Genomic DNA, 16,281 nt, shown 5'->3' with positions numbered 1-16,281 from the left:
TTGCTATTACTAATTTTACGCATGGTAAGCAGATTCACCGTGGCTAGTAATATCCAAACCTTCACGTTCTTCATCTTCTGGAACGCGTAAGCCAATAACCAGATCAACTAATTTAAACGCAATGATAGAAACAACTGCCGACCAAAGCACCGTTGTCAATACAGCTTCCGCTTGAATGAGTAACTGGTCAGCAATGCTGTAGGGATCAGCAGATAATTTGTTAGTGACGTAATCAAATATTCCCTGTCCGCCCAATGCCGGTGAAGCAAATACACCCGTCAATAACGCACCTAAAATACCTCCGACGCCGTGCACACCAAATACATCTAAAGAATCATCGGCGCCGATCAACCGTTTCAACCCATTTACGCCCCATAAGCAAACTAATCCGGCTAATAAGCCGATGAACAACGCCCCCATCGGGCCAACAAAGCCGCACGCCGGTGTAATTGCAACCAGGCCAGCCACAGCGCCAGATGCACCACCTAACATGGACGGTTTACCTTTACTCAGCCATTCACCCAAAACCCATGAAACAGACGCTGCGGCGGTAGCCAGCAATGTGTTGATGAAAGCCAAAGCCGCAATGTCACCAGCTTCCAGTGCAGAACCCGCATTAAATCCGAACCAACCGACCCATAAAAGGGAAGAACCGATCATCGTCATGGTTAAGGAATGTGGTGCCATGGATTCTTTGCCAAAACCAATCCGACGCCCAATCATCACTGCACCAACTAAACCGGCAATCGCTGCATTGATGTGTACGACAGTTCCACCGGCAAAATCAAGCGCACCTTTTTTCCATAACCATCCACCTTTAGCTGTTTCAATCGCCAATGTGGCGGCATCTTTAATGCCATCAGGACCGGGCCAAAACCAAACCATATGAGCAATCGGCAGGTAAGAAAAAGTAAACCAGATCACGATAAACGACATCACCGCAACAAACTTGGCCCGCTCTGCAAATGCGCCAATGATTAATCCGCAAGTGATTGCCGCGAACGTTCCCTGAAAAGCTACGTACACAAACTCAGGAATCACAACGCCTTTGCTAAATGTTGCCGCAGTTGAAAATGTGCCCTTAGCAGGATCAAAAATGCCATTCAAAAACAAGCGACCATCTGGGCCAAACAACGAGCCAATAAATGAATTACCTTGAGTAAATGCAAGTGAGTACCCGTAGATACACCACAATACAATAATCACGGCAAAAATCATGAATACCTGCATCAAGATCGACAGCATGTTTTTTGAACGGACTAACCCGCCGTAAAACAAGGCCAAACCAGGGATAGTCATTAATATTACTAACAACGTGGCAACCATCATCCAGGCTGTATCGCCTTTATTGGGCGTTGGCGTTGCTGCTACCACTGCCACCTCAGGAGCTGCCGCAATGGCAGCAGGTGCCTCAGGTGTTGCTGTTGGCGAACTTACATTCACACTTGCACTCACACTTGCTGTTACAGCGGCAGCCGGTGTGACTACCTTATCGTCAGCGTTAGCATTCCCGAGCAAACAGGATGCGGCAACTAAGCTGGCGAGAGTTAATGCTAAAAAACTTTTCATTGTATTTTCCTTATAGAGCATCATTGCCAGTTTCACCTGTACGTATCCGCACCACTTGCAGCAAATCAAAGACGAAAATTTTTCCATCGCCTATCTTGCCAGTGCGTCCGGCTGTTTCAATTGCTTCGATTGCGCGGTCGACGATGTCATCATTCACTGCAGCTTCAATTTTAGTTTTAGGTAAAAAATCAACCACATATTCCGCGCCGCGATACAGTTCTGTATGCCCTTTTTGACGTCCAAAACCTTTCACCTCAGTCGCCGTAATACCTTGCACGCCGATAGCAGATAAAGCTTCTCGCACTTCGTCCAACTTAAACGGCTTGATGATTGCAGTAATGAGTTTCATAAATAGCCCGATTTAGAATGTTTTTGCTGCGGAAAGCACCAAACTGGTTTTGCCGGTAAATTTTCCATCAGGCGTTACATACATTAATTTATTTGCGTCGGTGCCGACGACACCAAGGGTGAAAGAAACGCCAAAGAAATCCTGCGAAAGACCAACTTTCCAGTCGGTATAGGAAAAATTCGAATTATTTTCAACAGTTTGATGGCCCACATGCAAACCCAAAGCTAATGCGTCAGTGACAGGAATGCTGGTCCATAAATCAACGTAACCACTATTCTTACTGCCTGGAATGCTGAATAAATTGGTTACCGAACGGGAGTATTTGATGTTCGCCAATTTATACGTCAGCTGTCCATAAATTTCAGTTGTGTTGGCATTGGCTAAACCAGCAATCTGACCTAAATTATTACCTGGGTATACATAGCTCAATACGCCCACATCGTAAGACAGATCGCTAACAATATCCCCCCGTTTACCTGCGTACAAATCCATTTCAACATCGCCACTACCACCGGCATCGGTAATCCATTTAATTGAAGACAGCCACGTACCGGCATATAAACCGGTTGGGTTGTTCGTGTAATCAGCACCACCCTGGATCGCAGGGTGTAAATTCGACTGAGAAATACCGCGATAGCGGTAGTCTGAGGTTGCACCTAAATTAAATGAAAATTCATTGTCAGGTTTTGGTGCCTCTACAACTTCATCTGCGATGGCGTTATGTGATAGCACCGCAAAAAAGAATACTGCTGTGAAACTCCCTAATTTATTCTTCATAATGGTATTTCCGATTTAATAGTGAGTTAACAAACGTGAGATTCCTCAACTGACACAGCAAGTCTCATGCCATGCTAAAAAGCACCTAAATGGCCGTAGATAAACGGTAACGCACCATAATCACGCACTGTTTTGGCGACTAATGATACTTGCGCACTAGTTTCGACCACAACATCAAACTGCGCGCCTTACAACAATCCATGCACGGCTGGTTACGGTTCTACTGCAACCAAAGGTCAAATAACCAGGCCATGTTAGCCATCGACGCCATCGTCCATTTTTAAGCTAATGCGCTATCGGCAAAACACTGGAATGTAAAAAATGGTGGTCGGAACAGTTTTGAATACGTCGATTGCCGACGAAATTTACAACTTCTTTACTCTTACTCTGTGATTTCTTTATAAAAAAATTATATCGGAATTGTTATTGTCATCAAAGTCAAACTGCATCCTATCGTTACGGAAAAAAATACCGGGCAAGTCAATAACAATTACTGACGTTAGTCGTAGCACTAACGTCGGAAGACCGCCCTTACCGAACTAGCTGGGGTAGCTCTTACTGACATCAATTAACGTCTTTTAATTTAATACCATAGCCATCCAACGTTGGACACCATGAACAAACCTGCTGATATCCCTTCTATCTTGATCTTAAAAAATGAGCTCGCCATGCCGACTAAAACGAAGCTAAGCATCGCCGCTGCTGTCGTCGCTCTGCTGTGCGGCGGACTGATTATCAATCATTTCATTACGGGTAAATCGGATGCTAAAACTAATGTAGAGGTACCGGTTGCACCGGGCACTTTTCGGCCCAGCCAAAGCCAGCTAGACGCATTGAAAATTCTCCCGGTTCAGTCCGTCAGTTTTCGTGACGAGCAAATTACCGATGGCACCATTGCCAGCAACGACGACACCACTACACCGGTTTTTTCACCGTATTCCGGGCATGTAGCCAAATTATTCGCAAAATTAGGCGATGTTGTCAACAAAGGTGCGCCGTTAATGGCGGTGGAAGCTTCCGAGTTTGTACAAGGTCAAAACGATTTAATTAGTGCCGTTGCCGGGCTTAAAACCGCACACGCACAAATTAAATTAACGGAAACATCGGAACAGCGTCAGCATGATTTGTATCTGGCTAAAGCCGGAGCCTTAAAAGATTGGCTGCAGAGCCAGGCAGACCTGGCTACCGCACAAAGCAATTTGCGTAGCGCTGAAGTAGCGCTGAGTACAGTGCATAACCGTTTACGCATTCTGGGCAAATCCGACGCAGAAATCAGCACATTAGAGACAAAACCTGTTACGCAACAGATGAATCCTGAAGCCATTATCCGCGCGCCCATCGCTGGCACAGTCATATTGCGTCAGGTTGGGGTTGGGCAAAATATTCAAAGCGCATCAGGTGGGGCCACCAATCCCGTGTATTCGATCGCCAACTTATCCACCGTCTGGTTAATCGCCAACGTGCGTGAGACCGATGCGCCGCACATGAAAATAGGTACGCCAGTCGAAGTCAATGTCCTAGCTTGGCCTGGTCGCGTTTTCAAGGCCAAGATTGCCTGGATTGCACCATCAATTGATCCTAATACGCATCGCCTGCCAGTCCGCGCCGAAGTGGACAATCAAGACGGCGCACTAAAACCGATGATGTTCGCAACGTTCCGTATTTTGACTGGCGATGTTGCCACAGCTCCTGGTGTGCCACAAAGCGCCATTGTGTATGAAGGTTCCAACGCTCATGTATTCGTTGCCGAAAAAGATGGCAGTCTGGCGTTGCGGCCGATTCAAACCGGACGCGTTAACGGTGATTTGATTGAAGCAACCAGCGGCTTGAACGCAGGTGAAAAAATAGTCACCAGTGGTGCTTTGTTCATTGACCGCGCAGCTGAAAGTAATTAATCATGACTAGCATTTTTGCCTACTCGCTCAAACAGCGCCGGTTAATGATGACACTCCCTGCTGCGCTGCTATTACTATCCGGCTGCGCGGTTGGACCGGATTTTACACGCCCTGCCGCACCGGCCGTCAATGGCTATACACAAGAGCCACTGGCAACCAAAACCGTCTCTGCGCCAGTCGCAGGCGGCGAGGCTCAGTATTTTGCAAGTGCTGAACATATCCCGCAACAATGGTGGACGTTATTTCAATCGCCCGCATTAAATAAGCTGATTGAACAGGCGCTGAAAAACAATCCGAACCTGCAACAAGCTGAAGCCGCGTTACGGGTTGCGCAAGAAACCGTCTATGCGCAACAAGGTGCTTATTATCCAAGTGTCAGCGCCAATTTCACCCCGACCCGTCAAAAGGAAGCGCTGAACAGCGTTTCATCCTCGGCGGCTTCCGGTGCTTCGCTGTTCAATTTGCATACAGCGCAGCTAAATGTTTCTTACACCGCCGACGTATTCGGCAACAATCGACGTCAAGTAGAAAACTTGCAGGCGCAAGCGGATTCGCAGCGCTTCCTGCGTGAAGCCGCTTACTTAACCCTGACGTCCAATGTCGTCACAGCAGCTGTTCAGGAAGCGTCATTGCGCGCGCAAATCAGCGCCACAAATGCAATGATTAAAATCGAGCAGGAGCAGTTGGATTTATTCCAGCGGCAATTTGAATTAGGTGCCGTAGCACAGGCCAATGTTGTTGCACAGGTAGCGACACTGGCGCAAACCAAAGCCATGCTGCCGCCGCTACAAAAACAACTGGCTCAGCAGCGTGATTTATTGGCAGCGTTGGTCGGAGGTTTTCCTGGTGATCCCATGCCAGAAACATTTGAACTGTCAATGCTCCAATTACCGCGAAAATTACCGGTTAGCCTGCCCTCTCAGTTAGTGCAACAACGGCCTGATGTACGTTCTGCTGAAGAGCAATTGCACGCAGCCAGTGCACTGGTCGGCGTCGCCCAGTCCAATATGCTCCCGCAATTTACCTTGAGCGCCAGTGGCGGCAGCATGTCCACCCAAATCAGCCAGCTGTTCAGCCCTGGAAATAGTTTTTGGACTTTAGTCGGCGGCATTACCCAGCCGCTCTTTGACGGTGGCACATTGCTGCACAAAAAGCGCGCGGCTGAAGCGGCATACGACGAAGCGGCAGCGCAATATCGCAGCACCGTTATTAGCGCATTTCAAAATGTTGCCGATACTTTACAGGCGTTGCAATTTGATGCGGACGGATTACAAACCGCACTGATTGCCGAGCGCGCCGCTGCCGAAAGTTTAGCGATTGCACGTCGTCAGGTTGAATTAGGTGATATCGGTTATGTGACGCTACTGGCTGCTGAACAGTCGTATCAACTATCGGTATTGACGCTGGTTCAGGCACAGGCAAATCGCTACGCCGATACAGCCGCCCTGTTTCAGGCGATGGGCGGTGGCTGGTGGAACCAGGCCGACAATGTTGCGCGTTAATCTAACGATGGCAATGCGGCACACATCACCTAATTTTTATTTTCCCAATTTAAATCAATCACACTTTCAAGAAAACCAAGCATGAATAGCATTGTTGCCTTCTCACTCAAACAGCGCCTGCTGGTGGTGATTCTACTGGTTGCCCTGTTCGCTTTGGGCACCGTCGGCTTTATCAAACTCAACATTGAAGCCTACCCCGATCCGGTTCCGCCATTGGTCGACATTATTACCCAAAGTACCGGCCAATCTGCCGAAGAGATTGAGCGCTATGTAACCATCCCGATTGAAGTGCAACTGGCCGGCATTCCACACGTTACAACAGTGCGGACTATCTCCTTATTTGGCCTGTCCGATGTCAAGGTTCAATTTACCTATGACTACAGCTATCAGGAAGCCGAACAGCAAGTCATTAACCGTCTTTCACAATTGGCACCGTTGCCGAACGGCGCGGCGCCACAAATTTCGCCAACCAGCCCAACCGGCGAAATTTTCCGCTATCGGGTCGTCGGCCCACCGGGCTATTCAGTAATGGATTTGAAGACAATTGAAGACTGGATGCTGGAGCGCAGGTTTAAGGCTGTCCCTGGTGTGGTCGATGTGAATGGCTGGGGCGGAAAGACCAAAGACTACGAAGTGTCCATCGACATGGCTAAACTGATGCGTTACGGACTAACCGTGCCGCAAGTCTTACAGGTACTCAACAACAGCAACATTAACGTTGGCGGTCAGACGGTGAATTTCGGTGCACAGGCCGCCGTGGTACGTGGCGTGGGCATGATCCATTCGCTCGACAATATCCGGAATACGATGGTGGCTTCACTGGCGGGGACACCCGTACTCATCAGCGATATTGCGACCGTCAGCGTAGGCAATGTGCCGCGCCTGGGGATCGCTGGCAATAACGCGGATAACGATATCGTGCAGGGAATCGTCTTGATGCGGCGCGGTGAACAAAGCACGCCGACCATTCTGCGGGTTGAACAGGAAGTCGACAAAATCAATCATTCCGGTATTTTGCCGCCCGGCGTGCATATCGAAAAAATATACGATCGCAGCGAACTCATCGCCATTACCACCCACACCGTATTGGAAAATCTGGTAGTTGGCATTGCGTTGATATTTTTGGTGCAATGGATATTTCTCGGCAACCTACGTAGCGCGGTGATTGTCAGTGCGACGATTCCGTTCGCCTTGTTTTTCGCCATCGGCATTATGACGATGCGCGGCGAATCCGCCAACCTGCTGTCAGTTGGCGCGATTGATTTCGGGTTAATTGTCGATGCCACCGTCATCATGGTGGAAAACGTGTTCCGGCATCTGGCCGAGAGTCAGGCGCAACGCAGTTTGGGCTCGCCCATGCAGCATTACACCCGGTCAGACACCTCACTGCGCGGCAAATTTTTAACCATTGCACACGCTGCGGCTGAAGTAAATCGCCCGATCTTCTTTTCGGCCGCCATCATCATCGCCGGCTTTCTGCCGTTGTTTACACTGAGCGGCGTTGAAGGTCATATCTTCGGGCCGATGGCAAAGACGTATGCCTACGCCATTGTCGGTGGCTTGATTGCAACCTTCACCGTGTCGCCTGCGCTTTGTGCATTGCTGTTACCAGAACATGTCGACGAAACAGAAACTTTTTTAGTGCGCTGGATGCGCCGCATCTATACTCCGGTGATGGAATTTGCCATTGTTAACCGCGCCTTGATACTCAGCGGAATGGCCGTATTAGGACTGATTGCGGTCATCGCTGTACACACACTTGGGCTGGAGTTTTTACCAAAACTGGAAGAAGGCAATTTGTGGATACGTGCATCCATGCCGGATTCGATTTCACTGGAAGAAGGTAATGCCTATGTAAATCAAATGCGTCTGCTTATAAAAAGCTATCCGGAAGTGGATTCGATTGTTTCTCAAAATGGACGTCCCGATGACGGCACCGATGCCAGTGGTTTTTTTAATGCCGAATTTTTTGTACCGATGAAGCCATCCAGCAGTTGGCCGAAGGGCATCACTAAGGAAAAATTAACAGAAGACATGAGCGCCAAACTTCAAGAAAAATTTCCGGGTGTTGAGTTCAACTTTTCTCAATACATTGAAGACAATGTAGAAGAAGCCGCTTCAGGCGTAAAAGGTCAAAACTCGGTCAAACTGTATGGCAATGATTTAGCTGCGCTAGAAAAAAGTGCCGCGCAGATCAAGGCAGTCATGGCGACCGTGCCGGGCATTGCCGATTTGTCGGTATTCAATGCGCTGGGTCAACCCACGGTGAAAATCGACATTGACCGGGTACGTGCCGCACGTTATGGATTGCAACCCGGTGACATCAATGCCACCGTGCAAGCGGCGATTGGTGGCCAGGCGGCAGGAAATCTGTATGAGGAAGGGAGCGACCGCAACTTCCCTATCGTCGTGCGTCTGGCGTCCCAATACCGGCAAAACCTGGATTCCATCGGCAGAATCACCATTGGCGCACAAAACCCCAATGGCAGCGGCGTCGTGCAGATTCCCTTGTCCGATGTGGCCAGTGTCAATCTGGTATCCGGCGCGTCATTCATTTATCGCGAAGGTCAGGAACGCTACATCCCGATCAAATTCAGCGTGCGTGGACGTGATTTGGGCGGCGCAGTACAAGAGGCGCAACGCAAGGTAGCAGAGCAGGTTAAATTACCCGGCGGTTACCGGATGGAATGGGTCGGCGAATTTGGGCAGTTGGAAGATGCCATGGCTCGCTTAAAAATCGTGGTGCCGCTCAGCCTCGCCCTGATCATGTTGCTGCTGTACTTTAACTTCAACTCCATCACTGATACCTTGCTTGCGGCCAGCGTCATGCCAATGGCACTCATTGGCGGCATCTTCGCGCTGTATGTCACGGGGACGCCGTTTAGTGTATCGGCAGCAATCGGCTTTATCGGCTTATTCGGCATCTCGGTGATGGAAGGCATCATCGTGTTGTCTTACTATAACCAGCTGATTGAATCCGGAACGGAACGGGCACATGCCATCGTACAGTCGTGTCAAACGCGCTTGCGACCAGTAATGATGACCTGTAGCGCCGCCTGCGCCGGCTTGCTGCCAGCAGCGTTTGCAACCGGTATTGGCTCTCAGGTTCAAAAACCGTTGGCATTGGTGGTGGTTGGCGGAATCTTGCTGGCACCGGTATTAATATTGCTTGTGTTGCCGGTGTTAATTCAACTGTTTTCGAAACGTACTCCGTTTGTCGACAAACAGGAAAAAATTAACCTGCTCAATCGTACAGAAACACCGATTTAATACGACCGCTCCCCAGATTCATCACAGTATGAATTTGGGGTAAATCAATCTTGCCACGCACCTTTCGCGACCATTTCACCGACTCCCCCATATTTTTTGTATTTTTCAACCTATTTAATGGCTCTTAGTTCAACACAAATATTGCCTATATCGCCATTTTTCAAATTTAATACTACGGTATTCTAAAAATACAACTATTCTCAATACGAAATATGTAACGCTGCTTTATATCAAAAAGCAGCGTTTTCAATGGTGTGATGCACAAAAACCTGCCAAACACACTATTTAATGCCTATTCACAAGTCGAAAAATAGTCTAAAAAGAAGATTGTCGGCAACATCGTCAATAAAATCATGGTGAAAATTGGCTTACAAAGCAAAGCTATTGATATCGCGATGTTTGCAAAAACTGATTAAGTAATCAATCCACCAGTGCGACAACCCCTGACACCGATGTTAGATCCGTTACCACGGTTTATTAGACGATGAAGGAATAAAGCAATGTTTAACAAAAGCTTGTTGCTGGCAGCCGTAGTCGCAGTTGCCCTCATCACCGGCATCTTTATTCATTATTCCCATTTTTGGCAGCCGCCCCCATCGCCTCTCCCTATTGTCATTTTACGTTTTCAAACGCCGCATTCCGGGTTAATACATATTGCTCAAGCAAAAGGATATTTTACTGACGAAGGCCTGACTGTCACCTATAAAACCATGCAAGTCGGGCCAGAAGCAATTGCACGTGTGCTGTCAGGTGAGGCCGATTTCGCCACTACGGCAGAAACACCGGTCGCCATGGCATTGGCAGAGGGAAAGCATCCCAAATTTATAGCAACTATTTTTTCTTCCCGCTGGAGTTCGGGCATTGTTGCGCGTAAAGATCATGGAGTTCTCACACCGGAAGACCTGAAGGGCAAGCGGATCGGGTTCGTGTTTGGCACCAACACACAATACGATTTGGAAACCTTTTTAGCGTTCCACAATATCCCGCTGGACTCAATCACGATGGTGCCTGGCTTGCCTACGGAGTTAGTTGCTGAACTGGTTTCCGGAAAGATCGATGCCGCGTCAGTCTGGGTGCCGCATATGACCAACATGCAAAACCAACTCGGTGACAATGGGGTGACATTTTTGCGTAATGAGGCTTATGCACAAACGATCAACATCATTGTCCGTCCAGATTATGCGGCGCACCACCGTAAAGAAATCGACCGGTTTCTACGGGCGCTCTATAAGGCGGAAATTTTTACCAAAGAACACTCAAACGAAGCCTACAACATCATTGCCAGCGCGTCGGGGGTCGACACCAGCGTGCTACGCGGCCATGGAGAACCATTGACCTATGAATTAACGCTCAAACAATCGCTGTTAATAGCGACAGAAAATCAGGTGCACTGGTTTTTCCGGCGTGGATTAGTGCCAAATGGCCCCTTCCCCGATATTTTGGATGCGTTCGAAACGGAACCCTTGCGCGCGATTAAACCGACTGAAGTCACTATTTCAAAATAACAATGCGAATTAGCCCAACCTTAAAACTATCGGCGGTCATCAGTATTGCCAGCGTTACTTTGCTGGCAGCAACGATCATCATCTTGCAGGTAATGGATACACGTCATACTGAGGCAACGCTGAACTTGAATGCGGCGGTGCGAAAGATATCCCTGATACGCGGTTTCCTACCCGAGTTATCAAGCCCGTCGTATCAACGCGCGGCGCGCCAATGGCAGGCACAATTTAGCGAGCTGACCCCAATACTCATGTCGATTCCGCCGCTGGATAAGCAAACACAGTCACTCAGGGCCAGAATTCTTGAAAATCATGCAGCAGTTGGCGCTCTGTTCGGTATGCTTTCAAATGCAAAACAAGACTTAGCGCGCAAAGAAGACCTGCAAATCATTCAAGAACAACTCGACGTCAGAACGTCTTCCATGGTCTCCGACATACTTGCGATGAATGACGTAGCAGCGGCCTACATCAACACGCAAAAGGAATGGATGCATGGCCTGCTGGCGGTGTCAGTCACCTTGCTGGCGGGCGTCATTTTGGGGCTGTTGCATATTTTTCAGCGCAGAATTGTCGCGCCGATTATCAAATTGGAAGAGGCCACCGAACGCTTCAGTAAAGGGACTTTTGACCAGGCAATTACCATTTCCGGCAGCGACGAAATTACTGCGCTAGCGGCCAGCTTTGACTACATGCGCATCACGCTGCGTGACCGGTTGGCCGAACTGGATACCTCAAATGCCAATATCCGAACCGAAATCACGGAACGCAAACTGGCGGCGGAGTTACTGGAGCAATCCTTTGTCCGCATACAATCCGCCTTACAAGAAAAAGATTTGCTACTCGGTGAAATACATCACCGTGTTAAAAACAACTTACAGGTTGTGCAAAGTTTACTGAACTTGCAGTCATCGCAGATCAATGATGCCACCGTTAAAAGCATGTTAATGGATAGCCAGAACCGCATCCAGTCAATGGCGCTGATACATCAAACGCTTTATCAGTCGCATGATTTTGCCAGTGTCGACTTTGGCGAATTTTTAAATGCACTGGTACCCACGTTGGTGTCTTCTTACTGCGTTGATGTGAGAAATGTCGAGTTAAAAATCGATGCAGGATCAGTCTTCCTCCCCATCAACTCTGCTATCCCATGCGGCTTATTAATTAACGAATTAATCACTAACGCGCTAAAACATGCTTTTCCGGATAACCGCCAGGGAGAAATCGCCGTCTCGTTGACGCGTCATGATAAGAACAAAATACTGTTGGTAATCAGCGATACCGGCGTCGGCATACCGAGCGAGCTGGATGTCGATAACGTGGAAACATTGGGGCTGCGACTGGTCGCTTTATTGTCTCAGCAGCTCGAAGGGACATTAACCATTAATCGCCGGGATCCCACCAGGTTTTCACTCGAATGGGAATCTCAGGAAAGCGATAACAAGTCAGATTTGTGGTAATTTTCTCAACCCAAGATGTCAGTTGGAAAATTTTGCTCATATTCTGATTCACAATTTCTATCTTACAAAATATGAACTATAGTGTTTAAACGTGGAAGAGCTTTTATTGCAATTTCCTAGTCAGTTTTATCTATAAATCAACAACTACTTAACAGTACGAATAGCTTTTATATTACGCTAATATTGATCGCCGAAATCTGACCTACACAACTGGTTAACAACTAAATATAGGTATGAATATGCCATCAAAAATATTGATTGTTGAAGACGAAAGTATTGTCGCGCTAGATCTTCAACGACGCCTGATTGTCTTGGGCTACGAAGTGCCACGCGTCGCTGCTTCACATGACCAGGCAATGAAAGCCGTCAACGAAATCATGCCCGATATTGTGCTGATGGATATTAATATTTCCGGCGACATCGACGGGATCGACACCGCGGCAAAAATTAACGTGCCGGTGATTTATCTCACTGCCTATTCCGAAGAAAAAACACTGGAACGCGCCAAGGCAACCAAGCCCTACGGCTATTTAATAAAACCATTTTCAGAACGCGAATTACACGCCACCATTCAAATGGCACTGGAACGTCACAACGTTGAGCTGCGCTTAAAAAATAACGAAGAACAACTGGCCATTGCTTATGCCAATTTAGAAGTGGGAAAACGCGAGCTTGAAGTCAGGGCCACCGAATTATTCCAGGAAAAACAGCGCCTTGAAGTGACCTTGAATTCTATCGGCGATGGCGTAATTACGACCGATGAATATGGCAATGTCACCTACCTGAATCCGGTCGCCGAAGAAAAAACTGGTTGGACTATATTGGAAGCCTGCGGGCAAGCCGCATCCAAGGTATTAGTTATCGTCAATGAAGAAACGCAAGAGCCCAATCCTTCCCCCATCGAAGCAGTGCTACGCACGGGTAAAATTTCCGGCATGTCGAACCATAGCGCGCTCATCGGCAAGCACGGAATCATGTACGCCATTGAAGATTCCGCAGCGCCGATGCTAGATCGTGACAATAAAGTGATTGGGGTAGTTTTGGTGTTTCATGACGTCAGTGACGCGCGTCGTCTTTCGGAAGAAATGACGTACCAAGCCACGCACGACGCCTTGACCGACTTAGTCAACCGCAGTGAATTCGACCGCCGCCTTCAAAAAGCAATCGAAAGCAGTTCTTTACATGGACATCAACACGCGCTTGCTTATTTAGATCTTGATCAGTTCAAAATCGTTAATGACACCTGCGGCCATAATTCCGGCGATGAGTTATTGCGACAAATTACCGGCTTACTACGATTAACCCTACGCGCCAACGATACTTTGGCGCGATTGGGTGGTGATGAATTTGGTGTATTACTGGAATCTTGCCCACCATATTTTGCGCTGCAAATTGCGGAAAATCTCAGAAATATTATTGGCGATTTTCATTTTGTATGGGATGAAAAAACCTTCCCTATCAGCGTAAGTATCGGCTTAGTCAACTTTGGCGGAAATGGACCGGAAAATCTGAGTTGTGCAGAAATTCTCAGAATAGCGGACTCGGCCTGTTATACCGCCAAGGATCTGGGACGTAATCGCATTCATGTCTATATGGAAGACGATTACGAAATGAGCAAACGGCATGGCGAGATCGACTGGTACACCAAAATTTATAGCGCCATCACGCAGAATCGTTTTGTGCTGTATGCCCAAAAAATTGTTTCGCTCAATACTACCCAGCCCTATCATGAACACGTTGAAATACTGCTCAGACTAATCAATACCGAGAGTCAAATTATTCCGCCAATGGCGTTCATTCCTGCCGCAGAGCGCTATGGATTAATGCCCGAAATTGATCGCTGGGTAGTACGAACCGCATTCGCACATATTGCCAAGCTCGAATTTGGCGCAACGTCACTTTTCTCCATCAACCTATCTGGTGCCAGCTTGAATGATGAAAAAGCCCTACCCTTCATCTTCGAGCAACTGGAAACCTCTGGGGTCAACTCCGGCAGCATCTGCTTTGAGATTACCGAAACGGCGGCCATCACCAACCTGTTAAATGCTCGGGCCTTTATCATTGCCCTGCAATCCAAAGGCTGCAAATTTGCCCTGGATGATTTTGGCAGCGGCATGTCGTCATTCTCTTATCTGAAACATCTCCCGGTCAATTTCTTAAAAATCGATGGATGCTTTGTAAAAGACATCGCCAATGACCCGGTCGATGCAGCGATGGTCGCCGCGATCAACAACATTGGTCATGTCATGGTGTTAGAAACGATTGCGGAATTCGTCGAAGACAAGGAAATCTTGAAAAAATTGCGCGAAATCGGGGTAGATTACGCGCAAGGCTATGAAGTCGGGCATCCGGTGCCACTGTCGCAGTTGGACTTAACTGCTCCCAAAAAAATTGAACAAACTTAAAAGATTAAATCACTGACAAACGATGTATCAGCTAAATTCCCAGCTCGCTACCGAATTCCCGCTTGCGCGGGAATAACGATGTGTAAGGTTATGGGAAATACCCACTACCGTGTTTGAAAAGATAGCGATAAGCAGCAGGTATCCTCTTAATCATAAATAAGAGTAAACGTCATCGCGCTATTGGCAATGCCGCCGGTTATTTTTGCAGCAGTCTGTATATATCTGGCATTAAGCGGAATAGTATAGTTTTCCCCTGTTGTAATTTTCCCAAACACATGAGGAACCCCAAACGCCTGTACCGCTTCGGTGCCGCCTGCGGCTCGTATCTCAATGCCTATGCCTGTCGCCGCCAGCCTTCTTGCACCACCCGCGTTCAGGGCAAGAATACCGTTTTTAGCATCGAATGCAGGCATTAAAGGATCGAATTGATACTTAACCGATGTATTAGGGCCAGCTCTACAATTATTCAGGTGAATTGTAAATGGCACCGGATTGAGTCTGCTACCAACGCCATTAAACATCTGTTGAGTATTCGTGTCACCCATTGGAACGACGATATCCGAGAGAGAACAGCTTACGGTTGTTACAGCCAAACCCTTTATGGTAAGTTTTGATTCCGTTGAACTGTTCGGATTCTCCCAATAACTTTGGTTATTACGAATAACACTTGCGCCAACAACGTATGATGCAAGGCTACCGCCGTTCGTGGCTCCGATTTTATAAAATGCAAGCAGAAATTGTCCCCGCATCGGTTGCACTGGCATCAACCCAGGATAAGTACAGAAAAGCCTGTTTAAGGGACCAAGCCTCTCTGAAGTAAATTCAACTCCATCTAAATAAGCGCTGCTGCCATCACAGTTGCCAATTGATCTCAGGCCCAGTGCATAACCGATACCTGCAATACCCGTCTTGAAAACACGCCGGCCATTAATCATGCCATGGAGCACACCGCCGATAGGTTTAAGTCCAAGCGATTGTGAACTATAGTTTCCCGTACAGGTGTAAAGCTGAAGTGGTCCGGTTTCTATATCCGGACCTATCTGTGTTCCAACTGGCGCATCCTGTGCGACAGACAAACTGAATGGCATCTGGAACGTACTTTGCGTTAGCTTGCAGACATTAGTAGCCAGAGCATTTGATGCAGAAAATGCCAAGACACATAGAATGAAATTTAAAACAGTCGTGAACTTAATCATTATTCACTCCTATTCTTAATAAACTCCGCGCAAACCCTGTCACCTGCGACTTGCCGTTTCAACCGAAAATAGTATGTTGCAGCCATGACGGCATTAAGATTTTTTAAACTGCTTTTATGATTCTTACCTAACCGTTCATCAACGGAACGGCAGGTAGTAAGCGGTTGGCCTTTAGTCGATAAAAACAGCGTTACACGAGCGGCCAGTGGATTGGGAAGATATAAGGTAAGTTGCCGGTTCATCGTTAAACTCCTTTTGTCTTGCTAGTGGTTATGGGAAAATAGAAAACGTGCTGTGGCCGGCTCAATTTGAGCGTTGGGAGGCGTACGGGAATTGCAAATAGAAAACTGCAAGTGTCC

General features: G+C 47.8%; 11 protein-coding genes. 6 read left to right on the top strand and 5 right to left on the bottom strand.

Features of this window, described 5'->3' with window-relative positions; all coding sequences use genetic code 11:
• Window positions 1–15: 15 nt before the first annotated feature.
• From S2091_RS16500 to S2091_RS16490, 3 genes are read right to left on the bottom strand one after another with little or no spacing between them, the layout of a single operon-like run.
• Window positions 16–1,569 (bottom strand): ammonium transporter, encoded by a 1,554-nt coding sequence (locus tag S2091_RS16500; RefSeq protein ID WP_105533053.1) that lies wholly within the window; start codon window positions 1,567–1,569, stop codon window positions 16–18.
• A 10-nt stretch (window positions 1,570–1,579) separates the two neighbouring features.
• Window positions 1,580–1,918 carry a P-II family nitrogen regulator gene (locus tag S2091_RS16495; RefSeq protein WP_105533052.1) on the bottom strand — a complete coding sequence of 113 codons (339 nt, stop codon included), beginning with the start codon at window positions 1,916–1,918 and terminating at the stop codon, window positions 1,580–1,582.
• 12 nt (window positions 1,919–1,930) lie between these two features.
• A complete protein-coding gene (locus S2091_RS16490; protein ID WP_105533051.1) occupies window positions 1,931–2,695 on the bottom strand; it encodes a TorF family putative porin in 765 nt (254 codons plus the stop codon).
• A 614-nt stretch (window positions 2,696–3,309) separates the two neighbouring features.
• On the opposite strand from S2091_RS16490, the gene S2091_RS16485 reads away from it, so the two are divergent.
• From S2091_RS16485 to S2091_RS16460, 6 genes are all read left to right on the top strand, one after another.
• Window positions 3,310–4,590, top strand: a complete 1,281-nt coding sequence (locus tag S2091_RS16485) for an efflux RND transporter periplasmic adaptor subunit (protein ID WP_105533050.1) — start codon at window positions 3,310–3,312, stop codon at window positions 4,588–4,590.
• 2 nt (window positions 4,591–4,592) lie between these two features.
• On the top strand, window positions 4,593–6,092 hold the full coding sequence (locus tag S2091_RS16480; RefSeq protein WP_105533049.1) for an efflux transporter outer membrane subunit: 1,500 nt from the start codon (window positions 4,593–4,595) through the stop codon (window positions 6,090–6,092).
• 81 nt (window positions 6,093–6,173) lie between these two features.
• Window positions 6,174–9,362, top strand: a complete 3,189-nt coding sequence (locus tag S2091_RS16475; protein WP_105533048.1) for an efflux RND transporter permease subunit — start codon at window positions 6,174–6,176, stop codon at window positions 9,360–9,362.
• Window positions 9,363–9,862: 500 nt separating this feature from the next.
• Window positions 9,863–10,867 carry an ABC transporter substrate-binding protein gene (locus S2091_RS16470; RefSeq protein WP_105533047.1) on the top strand — a complete coding sequence of 335 codons (1,005 nt, stop codon included), beginning with the start codon at window positions 9,863–9,865 and terminating at the stop codon, window positions 10,865–10,867.
• A gap of 2 nt (window positions 10,868–10,869) precedes the next feature.
• The gene (locus S2091_RS16465; protein WP_105533046.1) at window positions 10,870–12,321 is read left to right on the top strand and encodes a sensor histidine kinase; all 1,452 of its coding nucleotides are present in this window, start codon (window positions 10,870–10,872) and stop codon (window positions 12,319–12,321) included.
• Between the two features lie 239 nt (window positions 12,322–12,560).
• Window positions 12,561–14,726, top strand: a complete 2,166-nt coding sequence (locus S2091_RS16460) for an EAL domain-containing protein (RefSeq protein WP_165795008.1) — start codon at window positions 12,561–12,563, stop codon at window positions 14,724–14,726.
• Window positions 14,727–14,872: 146 nt separating this feature from the next.
• On the opposite strand, the gene S2091_RS16455 is transcribed toward S2091_RS16460, so the two are convergent.
• Window positions 14,873–15,922 (bottom strand): fimbrial protein, encoded by a 1,050-nt coding sequence (locus tag S2091_RS16455; RefSeq protein ID WP_105533044.1) that lies wholly within the window; start codon window positions 15,920–15,922, stop codon window positions 14,873–14,875.
• Window positions 15,922–16,164 (bottom strand): hypothetical protein, encoded by a 243-nt coding sequence (locus S2091_RS24080; protein WP_105533043.1) that lies wholly within the window; start codon window positions 16,162–16,164, stop codon window positions 15,922–15,924. The genes S2091_RS16455 and S2091_RS24080 overlap by 1 nt, the downstream gene beginning before the upstream one ends.
• Between the last annotated feature and the right edge of the window lie 117 nt (window positions 16,165–16,281).

Source organism: Solimicrobium silvestre (genome assembly GCF_002976435.1).
Lineage (GTDB): Bacteria > Pseudomonadota > Gammaproteobacteria > Burkholderiales > Burkholderiaceae_D > Solimicrobium > Solimicrobium silvestre.
Note: the sequence above shows the minus strand (reverse complement) of the source record. Positions and strands in the feature narration are given on the sequence as shown.

Excerpts from the sequence above, each read along its gene's own strand:
- S2091_RS16470 (WP_105533047.1), top strand. The coding sequence starts at position 9,863 with ATGTTTAACAAAAGCTTGTTGCTGGCAGCCGTAGTCGCAGTTGCCCTC.
- S2091_RS16485 (WP_105533050.1), top strand. The coding sequence starts at position 3,310 with ATGAACAAACCTGCTGATATCCCTTCTATCTTGATCTTAAAAAATGAG.
- S2091_RS16480 (WP_105533049.1), top strand. The coding sequence starts at position 4,593 with ATGACTAGCATTTTTGCCTACTCGCTCAAACAGCGCCGGTTAATGATG.
- S2091_RS16490 (WP_105533051.1), bottom strand. The coding sequence starts at position 2,695 with ATGAAGAATAAATTAGGGAGTTTCACAGCAGTATTCTTTTTTGCGGTG.
- S2091_RS16475 (WP_105533048.1), top strand. The coding sequence starts at position 6,174 with ATGAATAGCATTGTTGCCTTCTCACTCAAACAGCGCCTGCTGGTGGTG.
- S2091_RS16455 (WP_105533044.1), bottom strand. The coding sequence starts at position 15,922 with ATGATTAAGTTCACGACTGTTTTAAATTTCATTCTATGTGTCTTGGCA.
- S2091_RS24080 (WP_105533043.1), bottom strand. The coding sequence starts at position 16,164 with ATGAACCGGCAACTTACCTTATATCTTCCCAATCCACTGGCCGCTCGT.
- S2091_RS16460 (WP_165795008.1), top strand. The coding sequence starts at position 12,561 with ATGCCATCAAAAATATTGATTGTTGAAGACGAAAGTATTGTCGCGCTA.
- S2091_RS16495 (WP_105533052.1), bottom strand. The coding sequence starts at position 1,918 with ATGAAACTCATTACTGCAATCATCAAGCCGTTTAAGTTGGACGAAGTG.
- S2091_RS16500 (WP_105533053.1), bottom strand. The coding sequence starts at position 1,569 with ATGAAAAGTTTTTTAGCATTAACTCTCGCCAGCTTAGTTGCCGCATCC.
- S2091_RS16465 (WP_105533046.1), top strand. The coding sequence starts at position 10,870 with ATGCGAATTAGCCCAACCTTAAAACTATCGGCGGTCATCAGTATTGCC.